Source organism: Streptomyces sp. NPDC001709 (genome assembly GCF_053596375.1).
The window spans coordinates 1-13,478 of record NZ_JBSFGB010000088.1; the positions used below are offsets into that span (position 1 = coordinate 1).

12 protein-coding genes are annotated in these 13,478 nt (G+C 63.8%); 11 read left to right on the top strand and 1 reads right to left on the bottom strand.

Going from position 1 to position 13,478, the window contains the following annotated elements; translation table 11 throughout:
* Positions 1 to 214 (bottom strand): AMP-binding protein (locus ACWC0C_RS46895; protein WP_450871210.1); only part of this gene is annotated, 214 nt, incomplete at its 3' end.
* A 426-nt stretch (positions 215 to 640) separates the two neighbouring features.
* On the opposite strand from ACWC0C_RS46895, the gene ACWC0C_RS46900 reads away from it, so the two are divergent.
* The 11 genes from ACWC0C_RS46900 to ACWC0C_RS46950 all read left to right on the top strand — a co-directional run bounded on the left by ACWC0C_RS46900 (position 641) and on the right by ACWC0C_RS46950 (position 13,283).
* Positions 641 to 853, top strand: coding sequence for an MbtH family protein (locus tag ACWC0C_RS46900; RefSeq protein ID WP_449202210.1), 213 nt, complete (start codon positions 641 to 643; stop codon positions 851 to 853).
* A 62-nt stretch (positions 854 to 915) separates the two neighbouring features.
* Positions 916 to 1,998 carry a 4-hydroxyphenylpyruvate dioxygenase gene (hppD, locus tag ACWC0C_RS46905; protein ID WP_450871212.1) on the top strand — a complete coding sequence of 361 codons (1,083 nt, stop codon included), beginning with the start codon at positions 916 to 918 and terminating at the stop codon, positions 1,996 to 1,998.
* Positions 1,998 to 3,131, top strand: coding sequence for an alpha-hydroxy acid oxidase (locus tag ACWC0C_RS46910; RefSeq protein WP_450871214.1), 1,134 nt, complete (start codon positions 1,998 to 2,000; stop codon positions 3,129 to 3,131). Before hppD ends, ACWC0C_RS46910 begins: the two co-directional genes overlap by 1 nt.
* A 54-nt stretch (positions 3,132 to 3,185) precedes the next feature.
* Positions 3,186 to 4,676, top strand: coding sequence for a tryptophan 7-halogenase (locus tag ACWC0C_RS46915; protein ID WP_450871216.1), 1,491 nt, complete (start codon positions 3,186 to 3,188; stop codon positions 4,674 to 4,676).
* A gap of 32 nt (positions 4,677 to 4,708) precedes the next feature.
* Positions 4,709 to 5,884 carry a prephenate dehydrogenase gene (locus ACWC0C_RS46920; RefSeq protein ID WP_450871218.1) on the top strand — a complete coding sequence of 392 codons (1,176 nt, stop codon included), beginning with the start codon at positions 4,709 to 4,711 and terminating at the stop codon, positions 5,882 to 5,884.
* 141 nt (positions 5,885 to 6,025) lie between these two features.
* Positions 6,026 to 6,880 carry an acetaldehyde dehydrogenase (acetylating) gene (locus ACWC0C_RS46925; RefSeq protein ID WP_450871220.1) on the top strand — a complete coding sequence of 285 codons (855 nt, stop codon included), beginning with the start codon at positions 6,026 to 6,028 and terminating at the stop codon, positions 6,878 to 6,880.
* Positions 6,877 to 7,914, top strand: coding sequence for a 4-hydroxy-2-oxovalerate aldolase (gene dmpG, locus ACWC0C_RS46930; RefSeq protein WP_450871222.1), 1,038 nt, complete (start codon positions 6,877 to 6,879; stop codon positions 7,912 to 7,914). Before ACWC0C_RS46925 ends, dmpG begins: the two co-directional genes overlap by 4 nt.
* Before the next feature lie 28 nt (positions 7,915 to 7,942).
* The gene (locus tag ACWC0C_RS46935) at positions 7,943 to 8,929 is read left to right on the top strand and encodes a class I SAM-dependent methyltransferase (protein WP_450871224.1); all 987 of its coding nucleotides are present in this window, start codon (positions 7,943 to 7,945) and stop codon (positions 8,927 to 8,929) included.
* 17 nt (positions 8,930 to 8,946) lie between these two features.
* The gene (locus ACWC0C_RS46940) at positions 8,947 to 9,738 is read left to right on the top strand and encodes a 2-keto-4-pentenoate hydratase (protein WP_450871226.1); all 792 of its coding nucleotides are present in this window, start codon (positions 8,947 to 8,949) and stop codon (positions 9,736 to 9,738) included.
* Between the two features lie 125 nt (positions 9,739 to 9,863).
* A complete protein-coding gene (locus tag ACWC0C_RS46945; RefSeq protein ID WP_450871228.1) occupies positions 9,864 to 12,419 on the top strand; it encodes an amino acid adenylation domain-containing protein in 2,556 nt (851 codons plus the stop codon).
* Positions 12,420 to 12,446: 27 nt separating this feature from the next.
* Positions 12,447 to 13,283: a siderophore-interacting protein gene (locus tag ACWC0C_RS46950; protein WP_450871230.1), complete on the top strand. Its 837-nt coding sequence runs from the start codon at positions 12,447 to 12,449 to the stop codon at positions 13,281 to 13,283.
* Positions 13,284 to 13,478: the final 195 nt, after the last annotated feature.

The window sequence follows — 13,478 nt, forward strand, 5'->3', positions numbered from 1 at the left end:
CCACCCCCAGACCCACCAACCGATGCGCCAGCTGATTCGCCCGCTCATCCAGCTCCCGGTACGACAACTCCCGCCCGGCACACCGCACCGCCACCGCACCCGGAGACCGCAGCGCCTGAGCCGCAAAAGCCGCCTGCACCGATGTGTCGGCCATCGTCACGTTCGACTCAAATGACCGATTCTCGACAAAATCAGCAGCATCTGCAGCATGCATTGCCAATCACCCTCTTTCGGTGTTGAGACCGCGCGAAGTTCAGCTGGACCAGCAACGCCGGTGATCGTTGCGGAATGGAAGGCCCCGGATAGCGCATGATCATTACGGAATGGAAGACTGCAAGATGCGCACACAGCCACTCAACGATTTCATGCCTGCCATTCCGGCATCTCCGCAGCCAGATTAGGCGAGCGGCCGTGGGCGGTCACCCCTCGATCTGGTAGGAAGCATGGATCTCAAGCAGTCCTGAAACGCACTTCGAGTGCGGGCGGTGTCCTTGAATTCGGATCCAGATCCGCTTGAGGACCACTGCGTTTCCCTTGCGGGGCCTACCAGGTTGAGGGATGTTGTTTCCGCCAATGGCTCACTTAGTCTGGCCGTAGAAATCAAGACCATGCCGTCGCGACGAACAGAAGGAGCGAGGCCATGACCAATCCTTTCGAAAACCCCGAGGCAGAATACCTCGTACTGGTCAACGAAGAGAAGCAGTACTCGCTCTGGCCGAAGTTCGCTGAGGTACCGGCCGGCTGGACTACCGTACATGCGAACGACCGCGCATCGTGCATCGAGTACATCAACTCGAACTGGACGGAAATGCGGCCGCATAGCCTCGTACAGCAAATGAACACAACGGCGTGAACCCTGCCCGCCCCCACCAACCTCAGTCCCTGCCCACACAGTCAACCGGGATAGTGAAGTAAATGGCGAATTCAAAGGTGTCCATTTTCGATGAACTCTCCATTGACCATGTCGAGTTTTATGTACAAGACACGGCGGTGGCTGCTGCTCAGTTCATAGACAGCTATGGGTTCGAGATCTACGGAGCTTCCGAACCGGCAGAATCTGCCGAGGTCGTCCGTTCGGTGGCGCTCGGCAAGAATCAGATCCGGCTGGTGCTGACGATGGCGCAGGGTGCTGACCACCCCGCTGCAGCATACGTCGAGCAGCACGGTGACGGGGTGGCCAATATCGCGCTCACGACCTCCAATGCCACGGAGGCATTCACCGAGGCAGTGCGCCGGGGCGCCGCAGCGGTGGCGGAACCGGCCGAGCGGGACGGGTTCATGACGGCCTCGATCAGAGGCTTCGGAGATGTGATTCACACATTCGTACAGCGCCCTGCCAGTAGCGATGCGCGGACGCTTCCGGGCTTCTCATCGGTTCCGGAAACGGGTGCTCGGTTTGACAGTGGCCTGGGCGAGATCGACCACTTCGCCGTCTGTCTCGAGGCTGGGCAGCTCACGCCTACCGTGGAGTTCTACGAGAAGATCCTGGACTTCCAGATGATCTTCGAAGAGCGCATCGTGGTGGGCAGTCAGGCAATGGATTCCAAGGTCGTCCAGAGTCCATCCGGCTCTGTCACGCTTACCTTGATCGAACCCGATACCTCGCTCGAGCCGGGGCAGATAGACAAATTCCTGAAGAATCACGGTGGGGCCGGCGTCCAGCACATCGCTTTCACCGCAGACAACATCGTGGAGTCAGTGGGCCTGCTCAAGTCGCTGGGTGTGTCCTTCCTGAGCACTCCAGATGCCTACTACCGGCTGCTCTCCGTGGATCTGACCAAGCACTCTGTATCCGAACTGCAAGAACTGGATATCTTGGTCGACGAGGACCATGACGGCCAGTTGTTCCAGATCTTCACTGCCTCGGTCCACCCGAACGGCACATTCTTCATGGAGGTCATTGAGCGTCTGGGGGCTCGTACCTTCGGGAGCGGGAACATCAAGGCACTCTACGAAGCGGTCGAACGGCAGCGGGCTGAAGCGGAGGCTGAGAAGTAATGGCCCAGCAGTCCGGGGCACCGGTCGATACAGCGGGAACGCAGCCCGTGTGCCTGAAAGACCTGCAACAGTCGGCCGCCGCGCGGTTGGCGCCGGCGGTGTGGGATTTTATTGCCGGTGGCAGCGGCACAGAATCTACCCTGGACGCCAACCGTGCGGCCCTGGACAGCGTGTCACTCGTGCCAAGGGTGCTGGCAGGCGTCAAGAAGACCGACACCGGTGCGCAGTTCCTGGGCACTTCGGCCGCGCTGCCCCTCGCCGTCGCGCCGATGGCGTACCAGCGTCTGCTGCATCCAGAGGGCGATCTCGCAACCGCGGAAGGCGCTTTGGCGGCGCAGGTGCCCTTTGTGGTCAGCACGATCAGCAGCCATTCGCTGGAGGAGATCGCCAAGGTCGGGGCAACCTTGTGGTTTCAGCTGTACTGGTTGCACGATCGCGGTCGGGTGGTCGAGCTGATTCGCCGCGCCGAGCAAGTCGGTTGCCAGGCATTGATGGTGACCGTGGATGTCCCGATCATGGCCCGTCGGCTACGCGACCTGCGAAACGAGTTCGCGCTTCCCTCCTGGATCCGTAGCGCCAACCTGGAGCCCGACGGCCCTTCCGCGGCGCATTCCCGCCGACCCGGCGAGTCGGCCGTGGCTGCGCACACGAACATTGCCTTCGACTCCACGTTCGGCTGGTCCGACTTGGAATGGCTCCGGGAGCAGACCCGACTTCCCTTGGTGATCAAAGGCATCCTTGATCCCAGGGACGCGGAAGAGGCCGTCCGGCTCGGGGCCGACGCGGTGGTGGTGTCCAACCACGGTGGCCGGCAGTTGGACGGTGCGCTGCCCAGCATCACCGCGCTGCCATGGGTGGTCGAAGCGGTGGGCGGGCAGTGCCAGGTCCTTATGGACAGCGGTGTCCGCAGCGGCACCGACATCCTGCGAGCGCTGGCGCTGGGCGCTGATGGGGTCCTGGTGGGGCGTCCGGTGTTGTGGGGGCTGAGTACGGCTGGGGCGCCGGGAGTTACTCAGGTGCTTTCGCTTTTGCGGACGGAACTTGAGGAAGCCCTCCTCCTGGCCGGCTGCGCCGAGGTAGCTGCCGCACGCACCTTGCGCACGTCTGTTTCCGATATTCGGCATTGTCCGTGAGCACTGATGGACCTCTTTCATTCCCCTGAACAAACTATTTAAGGAGAAGACGTCATGCGTGTCGAAGACGACCACGAGTTCGATGTCGTTGTCGTCGGTGGTGGGCCGGGTGGTTCTACCGTGTCCACCCTGGTGGCTATGCAGGGGTACCGTGTTCTTCTCCTGGAGAAGGAAGAGTTCCCCCGGTACCAGATTGGGGAGTCCCTACTGCCTTCGACGGTGCATGGCATCTGCAGACTCCTCGGTGTCTCGGACGAGTTGGAGAAGGCTGCGTTCATGCCCAAGCGTGGAGGCACCTTCCGATGGGGGAGCAGCCCCGAGCCGTGGACGTTCTCCTTTTCCGTTTCCTCGACCTTCTCGGGCCCGACCTCGCTGGCCTACCAGGTCGAGCGGATGAAGTTCGACCAGATCCTCCTGGACAACGCGCGCGACAAGGGAGTCGAGGTCCGTGAGAAGAGCTCCGTGGTGGATGTCATCGAGGAGGACGGCCGCGTCTGCGGGGTGCTCTACAGTGACGTTGACGGAGTTCGGCACGAGGTGCGCAGCCGCTTCGTCGTGGACGCCTCCGGCAACAAGAGCCGCATTCAGAGCCGGATCGGCGGTACCCGGCACTACTCGGACTTCTTCCAGAACATCGCGCTCTTCGGTTACTTCGAGGGCGGAAAGCGGCTCCATGCCCCCAACTCGGGCAATATTCTGTGCGCCGCCTTCAACTCCGGTTGGTTCTGGTACATTCCGCTCACCGATGAGCTCACCAGCGTCGGCGCGGTCCTGCGACGCGAGGCTCTGGAGCGAGTTCAGGGGGATCGGGAGAAGGCCCTGATGGGCCTGATCGAGGAATGCCCGCTCATCGCGGAATATCTGTCCGAGGCACGTCGGGTGGAGAGCGGGCCCTACGGCGAGATCCGGGTCCGCAAGGACTACTCGTACTGCCAGGACACGTTCTGGCGCCCCGGCATGGTCCTGGTGGGCGATGCGGCATGCTTCATCGATCCGGTCTTCTCCTCCGGCGTACACCTCGCCACCTACAGCGGTCTCCTGGCCGCTCGCTCCATCAACTCGTCGTTGCGCGGAGACTTTGAAGAGAAGAAGTGCTTCGAGGAGTACGAAGCGCGGTACCGGAATGAGTACTCGCTCTTCCACGATTTCCTGGTGGCGTTCTACGACATGCACCAGGACGAGGACTCGTACTTCTGGACCGCCAAGAAGGTCATGAACAGCTCGGCGCCCGGACTCGAGTCGTTTGTCGAACTGGTCGGTGGTGGAGCTTCGCACGAAGGCGGATTGATCAACGCCGCTTCCTACACCGAACAGCGCGAGTCCAAGTTCCGGGAGTTCTCCGAGCTGGCCGACCGGCCCGCAGGCGAGAGTGGAACGGATCGCGATTTGTTTGACTCGACGCTTGTCCAGTCGGTCCTCGAAGAGGGGGCCAAGATCCAGGTCCATGCCGCGCTGGGCGAGGTCGTCGACGACGAAGGCCCGATACGGGAAGGCGGTCTTGTGCCGTCCGCCGACGGAATGCGCTGGGCGGATTTCGGCTACTGAGCTGATCTCGCAGGTGAGCCCTGCGGTGGCCGGTGGCCGCCCAGAAGCTGATGGGGGTAACGATGCTACGAACAATGGCTGTGATCGGCACGGGCCTGATCGGCACATCAATCGGCTTGGCTGTCACTCGGCATGGCGTAACAGTGCATTTGCTCGACAAGGATGAAGTAGCCGCTCGCACGGCCGCCGCGTTGGGCGCGGGAGTGGTAGGCGCTTCGGACGAACCGGTCGACTTGGCAGTGATCGCGGTACCACCGAGCGCAGTTGGCGATGTGCTCGCGGAGATGCAGGCGCGAGGGCTGGCTCGGAGCTACACCGACGTGGCCAGTGTGAAGGCTCAGCTGGCACGAGACATCCAGAAGTTCGTGGATACTCCGTCCAGTTATGTAGGTGGGCACCCTCTTGCCGGCCGTGAGCGATGCGGCCCGCTTGCCGCTCGCGCGGATCTGTTTGAGGACCGGGCCTGGGTCCTGACTCCTTCGGAGACGACGTCCCAGGATGCGGTGAACCGGGTGTTCGAAATGATCGCGCTGTGCGGGGCAGTTCCAGTGATCATGGAGAGTCACGCGCACGACAATGCAGTGGCGTTGACTTCGCATGCTCCTCATCTGGTGGCCAGCCTCATGGCCGCGCGACTTCAACACGGCTCGCAGGAGGCGCTTCGGCTCTCGGGGCAAGGGCTGCGCGACGTGACGCGGATAGCTGTCAGAGATACCGGGCTGTGGAGCGACATCCTGAAAGCCAATGCACCGGCTGTCGCCGGAGTACTCCGGGAACTCAGAGACGATCTGACGACACTGCTGGCGACGCTCGACGACTTGTCCAGTGCACCGCAGGACATGAGGAGCCAGAGCCTGGAGCCGATCGTGGACCTGCTGAACAGGGGTGCTGCCGGACTGGCGGCTATTCAGGGGCGGCAGGCCGCGGACAGGGAAACGCACGTGGAAGTTCTGTTCGCGGAGAGCCCTGGACAGTTGGTGCGTTTGCTGGACGCTCTCAAGCCATTCCGCGTGGAGGCGGAGGACGTGGTGCCGCGGCACTCCACGGAAGAAGGAACCTTCTCCATCACGTTCGCAGTGCCGGCGGCGCGTGCCGGCCAGATCGTCCTGGAGTTGGGCCGAGCCGGTTGGAACGCTGAATCCGTCGACCGGGTCGTCGGCGCGCGGCGGCAGAAAATAGCAAGCGTACTTGCCCCACGAGCCGCGTGAGTTGTATTGGGATTTATGGGGTCCCTGACCCCCGCACGCATCTCGTCGGCCAGTCTCGGCCCGACGCTCACAGCATTGAGACTGCGGATAGAGGATAGATGAATGCACGCACAAAAAGGCTCCATTGCTGACCCTCTTCGCGTGGCCATCATAGGCACGGGAAATATTGGCTGCGACCTGCTGCTCAAGGTCATCGCTTCGCCCCATCTCCGGTGCGACTCGTTCGCCGGCCGACGCACCAGCTCTCCGGGTATAGAACTCGCCGATTCTCGCGGGATCCCAACGACTGCCGGCGGGATCGACGCGGTTGCCGAGTTGGCGGACCGAATCGACGTGGTGTTCGATGCGACGTCGGCCAAGGACGCAGTGCACAACTGGAACATACTCGAAGGCTTGGGCATTCCAGTCATCGACCTCACGCCGTCACATCTCGGTAAGTACTGCGTTCCGGCACTGAACCTTGAGGAGTGCCTCACCGAGCAGAACGTGAGCATGGTGACCTGTGGTGGACAAGCCGCGGTTCCCATCGCGCGCTGCTTCAGCGATGCTTCCGACGGCTTGGGATACCTGGAGATCGCTACAGCCAGCTCATCGGCGAGTGTCGGTCCTGCGACGAGGGCGAACATTGATGAATACGCCTTCACCACTCAGCAGGCCACTCATGAATTCTGCCGGGTAGACACCGCCAAGACCATTCTCATCATCAACCCGGCGGAGCCGGGAATGGTCATGCGGAACACCATCGCAGTCCCGGCTTCCGAAAATGTCGACATGGAAGCGCTGCGCGTTTCTGTCGACAACATGGAGAAGCGGATCAATTCCTATGTCCCGGGCTATCGCGTTGTCGTTCCGCCGATTGCCACCGGTGATCGCATCATGGTGACCATCGAAGTAGAAGGACTCGGTGACTGGTTGCCACGCTACGCCGGAAATCTGGACGTCATCACCTGTGCGGCAGTGGCTGTTGCCGAGGGGCGAGCGGAGGCACGTCGATGAAGACACAAGCCGAGCGGCAGCTGAAAATCTGTGACACGACTTTGCGGGACGGAAATCACGCCGTAGCGCATCAACTGGGTCACACGGACATCGTCGCCTACGCCAAGGCCGCTGAGCTTGCGGGGGCCGACCTCCTCGAGGTCGGGCACGGCAATGGACTTGGCGCCTCGTCCCTCCAAGTCGGACGTGCCGCGCTGAGCGACACGGAGATGCTGACAGCCGCGCGCGCCCAGTTGAAGCAGACACGGCTCGGCGTCCTGTCCATCCCCGGGTTCGCGACGGTCGAACGCGACCTGAAGCCCGCACTGGACTGCGGAGTTGACGAGGTCAGGGTCGGTGCTCACTGCACAGAAGCGGATGTGACCCGCCAGCAGATCACCATGCTCCGTGAGATGGGTGTCACGGTCAAAGGCATGCTGCTGATGAGCCACATGGCGTCGACCAAGACGCTCATCGAGCAGGCACGGCTCATACAGGAGTACGGAGCACACGCGGTCATCCTGATGGACTCGGCAGGTGCGTACACTCCGGCCGCAGTCGAGGAAAAGGTCGGCGCGCTCGTCGAGGAACTCGACATTGAGATCGGCTTCCACGGCCATAACAACCTCGGCCTTTCGGTGATGAACAGCATGGCCGCCGTCAAGGCCGGCGCGACCATCGTGGATGTGACGGCGCGCGGCTTCGGCGCCGGGGCCGGTAACGCCCCGCTCGAACTGGTCGCCGCAAACCTGCACCTGGAACAGATCGAGACCAAGCTCCAGCTGTTCGCGGCACTTGACGCGGCCGATCTCGCGGAATCCACATTCGTCAAGCGCATTCCGACAAACGACAGCGTCACCATTGCGAGCGGCATCGCCGGTGTCTTCTCCGGATTCGCCGCGCCCACCCGCCGCGCCGCGGAGCGCTTCCATGTGGATCCACGGGAAATCCTGATGGAACTGGGCCGTAGGGGCGTCGTCGCCGGCCAGGAAGACGCCATCATCGAAGTGGCGATGGGGCTTGCCCAGAAGAACTCTGTGTACGACGTAATTTGATGATCGTTCAGAACACTGAGGAGCAAAGGTGAACTTGGATTCCGCACGCGAGGTGGGAGCGGATTTTGCGGCGGTCGCCGCACTGCTCCAGATCGGTGCCGAGATCGGCGTGGACCAGGTGCTGGACTCGGGCCGCACGTTCGGTATCGCCGATCTGGCCGAGGCGACAGGTCTTTCCCAGGACAGCCTCAGGGACTACGTGCATGCTCTGTCGGCTGCCGGGCTGGTCGCCGCCGAGGACGGGAACGACCTGTACCGCGCGTCCGACGACTACGCGGACTGGAGGCACGAGGTCGGGTACCTGTCCTGGGCGCTGACCGCCAACAGTCCGTTCGTGCAGAACGCCCGAGCCTTCCTCTCCGACAGCAAGTCCGCCGCTGACACCTATCGCCGTGACGGGCGCCGGGTAGCGGTCAGTTCGCGCTGGATCGGGGATCGGACCTTCTACCCCGCCGTTGTCGAACGGGTCGTGGCCGCCGACGCGAAGCACGTCGTCGACCTCGGTGCGGGCGCGGCCGGTCTGCTCATCGACCTCCTCGTTCAGGACGACCGCCGTTCCGGTGTCGCCCTCGACCTGAGCCCGGCTGCTTGCGCCGCTGCGCGAGAAGCCGCGGGACGAGCCGGCGTGGACGAACGGCTGCAGGTCATCGAGCGGTCGGTCGAGTCTCTGATCACCGACCCCGGTCCGCTCGAAGGGGCGGATGTCATTCAGGCATGCTTCGTGATGCACGACGTCCTGCAGAACGAATCCGTCTTCGAAGACGTGCTGCGCACCTGCCACAAGGCTCTCGCGCCCGGCGGCGTCCTGGCCGTGGTCGACGCGGTCTCGTACGGCCAGGAAGCGCGCGAGCGCAAGTTCAGCGCCCTCTTCACCTACCTGCACTCGAATTTCATGGGAATCAAGCTGCCCACTGCGGACCAATGGGTCGAAAAGTTCCGCAGCGCTGGCTTCTCGAATGTCGATTGCGTGTCACAGATCATGCCGGGTGGTCGGCTGTTCGTGGCGACCAAGTAACTTCCCGAGGTCGAGTCATGCTTCAGGATCCACACGCCGTTCATGAGCAAATAGCCCTGGAACTTTGGAACGCCAAGAACGAGGGCAAGGCGATACCGCCCATCTCCGCTCGGTATCCCGAGTTCACCGCGCTGGATGCCTACGCCATCCAGCGCACATTCCGTACCCTTGAACACAAGAACGGGGCGGTGCATGCCGGATACAAGGTCGGCGCCACGAGCATCGCCATCCAGGAGATGTTCGGCGTCGATCAACCGGATTTCGGGTTTCTGACCGAAGGCATGCTTCTCGCCGACGGCGCCTGCCTCGATCCGGGATGGTTCATCTCACCCAAGGTCGAGGGGGAGATCGCGTTCCGGATCGGCGCCGACCTCTCCGATCCCCGTACGACGGCTGCGGATGTACTGAACGTCACCACCGAGGTCTTCCCGGCCCTGGAGGTGCTCGACAGCCGTATCGAGAACTGGGACATCGCGTGGGTGGACACCGTGGCGGACAACGCCTCGTCGGCAATGGCCGTCTTGGGTGAGGCCGTTCCCTTCGATGGCCGCGACCTCGCCGCCGAGACGATGGTGTTCGAGTCGGGCGATTCCGTTCTGACGGCGAACGGTTCGGCCGTGATGGGGCACCCGGCGGAGTCCGTGGCATGCCTGGTGCGCATATTGGCCTCCTTCGGCACGGGGATCGGTGCCGGCGACTTGGTCCTGGCCGGATCACTGGCCGCAGCGGTGGATCTCGAGGCAGGCGCCACCGTCAGGGCGTCATTCGGGTCCTTGGGATCCGTGTCCCTTTCCACTTTCAGCAATTGAGCTCTTACGTCGCTCTCTCCATGCGACACACGTTCGACCCCAATATCGAAAGAGGGTGATTGGCAATGCGTGCTGCAGATGCAGTTGATTTTATCGAGGATCGGTCATTTGAGTCGAATGTGGCGATGATCGATGAATCGGTGCAGGCGGCTTTTGCGGCTCAGGTGCTGCGGTCCCCGGATGGGGTGGCGGTGCGGTGTGCCGGGCGGGAGTTGTCGTACCGGGAGCTGGATGAGCGGGCGAATCAGCTGGCGCATCGGTTGGTGGGTCTGGGGGTGGGTCCGGAGGCGCCGGTCGCGGTGCTGATGGAACGCTCGGTGGACCTGGTCGTGGCGCTGCTCGCGGTGTTGAAGGCCGGGGCGTTCTACCTGCCGTTGCACAGTGGTTATCCGCTGGAGCGGATGCAGTGGATCATGGACGAGACCTCCGCGCCGGTGCTGCTGACCGATGCCGCGATGCGTGGCCGTGGCGTGCCTGCTGCTCCTGCGGTTGTGGTGGTGGACCAGGACGAGGAGCTGGCCGGGCTGCCGGTCGGTGACCCGGGGGTGGAGAGCCGGCCGGAGCAGCTGGCGTACGTGATGTACACGTCGGGCTCGACCGGGCGTCCCAAGGGGGTGGCGGTCACCCACCGCGACATCCTCGACCTGGTCGTGGACGGCATGTTCGGGCCCGGTGCGCACGATCGGGTGCTGATGGTCGCTCCGTACGCGTTCGATCCTTCGACCTACGAACTGTGGGTGCCGCTGCTGCACGGCGGGCGGACGGTGGTGACGCCTGAAGGTGATCTGAGTGTGGCGACGCTGGCGCGTCTGATCGCTGAGGAGGAGATCACCGGGCTTCAGGTGACGGCGGGTCTGTTCCGGGTGATGGCCGAGGAGGACCCGGGCTGCTTCGTCAACGTGCGCGAGGTGATCACCGGTGGTGATGTGATCTCCCCGACCGCAGTACGCCGGGTGCTGGAACACTGCCCGGACACGGTGGTGCGCTGCGCCTACGGTCCGACCGAGACCACCCTGTTCGCCACCCAGGCGCCCTGGACCGCGGCCGACGTGGTGCCCGCGCCGATACCCGTCGGGCGTCCGCTGGACGGCATGCGCGCCTACATCCTGGACGACACGCTGTCGCTGGTCCCGGCAGGCGTGACCGGGGAGCTTTACCTGGCGGGTGCGGGGCTGGCCCGGGGCTACTTCGGGCGTGCGGATCTGACGGCGGAGCGGTTCGTGGCCGATCCCTTCGGCCCGGCCGGCAGCCGCATGTACCGCACCGGTGACCTGGCCCGCTGGTCCGATGAAGGTCTGCTGGAGTTCGTGGGCCGGGTCGACGACCAGGTCAAGATCCGCGGCTTCCGCATCGAACTCGGCGAGATCGAAGCAGTACTGGGCCGCTTCCCAGGACTGGCGCAGGTCGCCGTCATAGCTCGTGAGGACCAGCCCGGCGACAAACGCCTCGTGGCCTACGTGGTCGCCCAGGCCGGCACCGACACCGTAGACACCGAAGCCCTGCACGCGCATGCGGCCGGCCTGCTGCCGGAGTACATGGTTCCCACCGCCGTCGTGGTGCTCGACCAACTCCCCCTCACCACCAACGGCAAGCTGGACCGGCGCGCTCTGCCCGCCCCGGACATGTCGACGACGGCCGGAGCCGGGCGCGGTCCGCGGACCCCGCGGGAGGAGATCCTGTGCGGCCTGTTCGCCGAGGTCCTGGGCGTGCCCACGGTCGGAATCGACGACAGCTTCTTCGAGTTGGGCGGCCACTCCCTCCTCGCCACCCGCCTGGTCAGCCGGATCAGGGCGATCCTGGGCGTGAAGCTCTCGATTCGCAGCCTCCTCAACACTCCCACCGTGGCCGCTCTGTCGAACCTGGGCCAGGCGGACAGCCAGGAGCAGGACAGCGCACTGGAGCCCGTGCTGAGCCTGCGGCCGGTCGGCAGCCGTTCGCCGTTGTTCTGCGTGCACCCCGGAGGCGGCATGGCCTGGTGCTACGCCGGGCTGCTGCGCTACGTCCCGAAGGAGCACCCGGTGTACGGGCTGCAGGCCCGTGGTCTGGCCGGGGACGAGCCGTTCCCCGCCGATCTGGATGAGTTGGTCGAGGACTACCTCGGCCGAATCCGAGCGATCCAGCCGTCCGGCCCTTACTCCCTCCTGGGCTGGTCCTTCGGCGGCAAGGTCGCCCACACCCTGGCGGCCCGCCTCCAGCAGGAGGGCGAGCAGGTGTCCCTGCTGGCCGTGGTCGATGCCGGCACAGGAGGGCACGCCAGCGCGGACAGCACGCGCAGCCAGCGTGATCTCCTGGAGCTCGCGTTCGACGGAATCGGGGCCTTCTACGCCGAACCCGGTAACGACCCGATCGAGATGCCACGAATCCTTGAAATTCTCGAGTCCCATGGCGGAACACTGGCCAGCCTTGAGGAACGGACCGTTGCCGCTCTCATCGACATCACGGAGAACAACCTCAAGATCAGCCGGGTAACAGCCCCCGAGCATTTCGACGGCGACATGCTCTTCTTCGAAGCGGCCGGGCGGGACGGTGCGTCCACCGGACTTGCGGAGGTCTGGGAACCGTATGTGAGCGGCCAGATCGAAAAGCACGTGATTCCGTTCGAGCACATGCAGATGATGAGTGCGGATGCGCTCGCGGAAATTGCTCCAGTTCTGGCTCGAGCGCTGAAGAAGCAGTTCTGACGAAATGAAGCAGGCAAGGAGCCATTGATGTCCGACAAACCGACGCCCAATAGGTCGAGGCTGCACCGAGGGCGGGTGCTGCGCGTCGAGTGGGTGACCCCGCACATGGCCAGGGTCGTGCTGGGCGGTGAGGGCCTGCAAGGGTTCACCGCCGGTCAGTACACCGATCACTACGTCAAGTTGATCTTCCCTCTGGAGGATGTGCAGTACCCCGAGCCGTTCGACATCTCGGCCATTCGCCGGGACTTCCCCCAGGACCAGTGGCCCAAGACCCGGACGTACACGGTCCGTCGGTGGGATCCGGATGCCGTCGAGCTGTCCGTGGACTTCGTCTATCACGGTGAAAGCGGTCTGGCCGGTCCCTGGGCGGCGAAGGTCAAGCCCGGGGAAGAGATCTACTTCATCGGTCCCGGCGGCGGCTACTCGCCCAGGGCGGAGGCCGATTGGCATCTGCTCATCGGAGACGAGAGCGCCTTGCCCGCGATCGGGGCTTCCCTGGAGGCAATGCCGTCGGGAGCGGTGGCCAAGGTGTTCATCGAGGTCTCCGGTCCGGAAGAGGAACAGAAGATCCAGACACCGGCCGATGCCGAAATCATGTGGCTGCACCGCGGGGAGCGTCAGATCGGCGACTCGCTCCAAGAGGCCGTCTCCACCTTGGACTTCCCGACCGGAACGGTGCATGCCTTTGTCCATGGTGAGGCGCACTTCGTGAAAGCGATTCGGCATCACTTGCGGATCGAACGCGGCCTGACACGCGATCAGCTGTCCATTTCCGGCTACTGGCGACGCGGGGCGGACGAAGACGGCTGGCAGTCCTCGAAGTCCGAGTGGAACCGTGACGTGGAGGACGCGCCCGCGGCGTAGCTGTCGGCCCTTTCCAGGTCGGTCGTTCGAGTCGAATGTGGCGTTGGTCGGCGAATCGGTGCAGGCGGCTTTTGCGGCTCAGGTGGTGCGGTCGCCGGGTGGGGTGCTCTCTCTGTCTCACCGCAGCTATCCAAGAATCCGTTCTCAGGAGAATCGTTGAAAGTCATCAGCAAAGAGAAGGCGACCCAGCCGCAC

Bases quoted from the DNA above. Each gene is read 5' to 3' on its own strand.
- ACWC0C_RS46900 (WP_449202210.1), top strand. From the start codon at position 641: ATGACCAATCCTTTCGAAAACCCCGAGGCAGAATACCTCGTACTGGTC.
- hppD (WP_450871212.1), top strand. From the start codon at position 916: ATGGCGAATTCAAAGGTGTCCATTTTCGATGAACTCTCCATTGACCAT.
- ACWC0C_RS46910 (WP_450871214.1), top strand. From the start codon at position 1,998: ATGGCCCAGCAGTCCGGGGCACCGGTCGATACAGCGGGAACGCAGCCC.
- ACWC0C_RS46915 (WP_450871216.1), top strand. From the start codon at position 3,186: ATGCGTGTCGAAGACGACCACGAGTTCGATGTCGTTGTCGTCGGTGGT.
- dmpG (WP_450871222.1), top strand. From the start codon at position 6,877: ATGAAGACACAAGCCGAGCGGCAGCTGAAAATCTGTGACACGACTTTG.
- ACWC0C_RS46940 (WP_450871226.1), top strand. From the start codon at position 8,947: ATGCTTCAGGATCCACACGCCGTTCATGAGCAAATAGCCCTGGAACTT.
- ACWC0C_RS46945 (WP_450871228.1), top strand. From the start codon at position 9,864: ATGATCGATGAATCGGTGCAGGCGGCTTTTGCGGCTCAGGTGCTGCGG.
- ACWC0C_RS46950 (WP_450871230.1), top strand. From the start codon at position 12,447: ATGTCCGACAAACCGACGCCCAATAGGTCGAGGCTGCACCGAGGGCGG.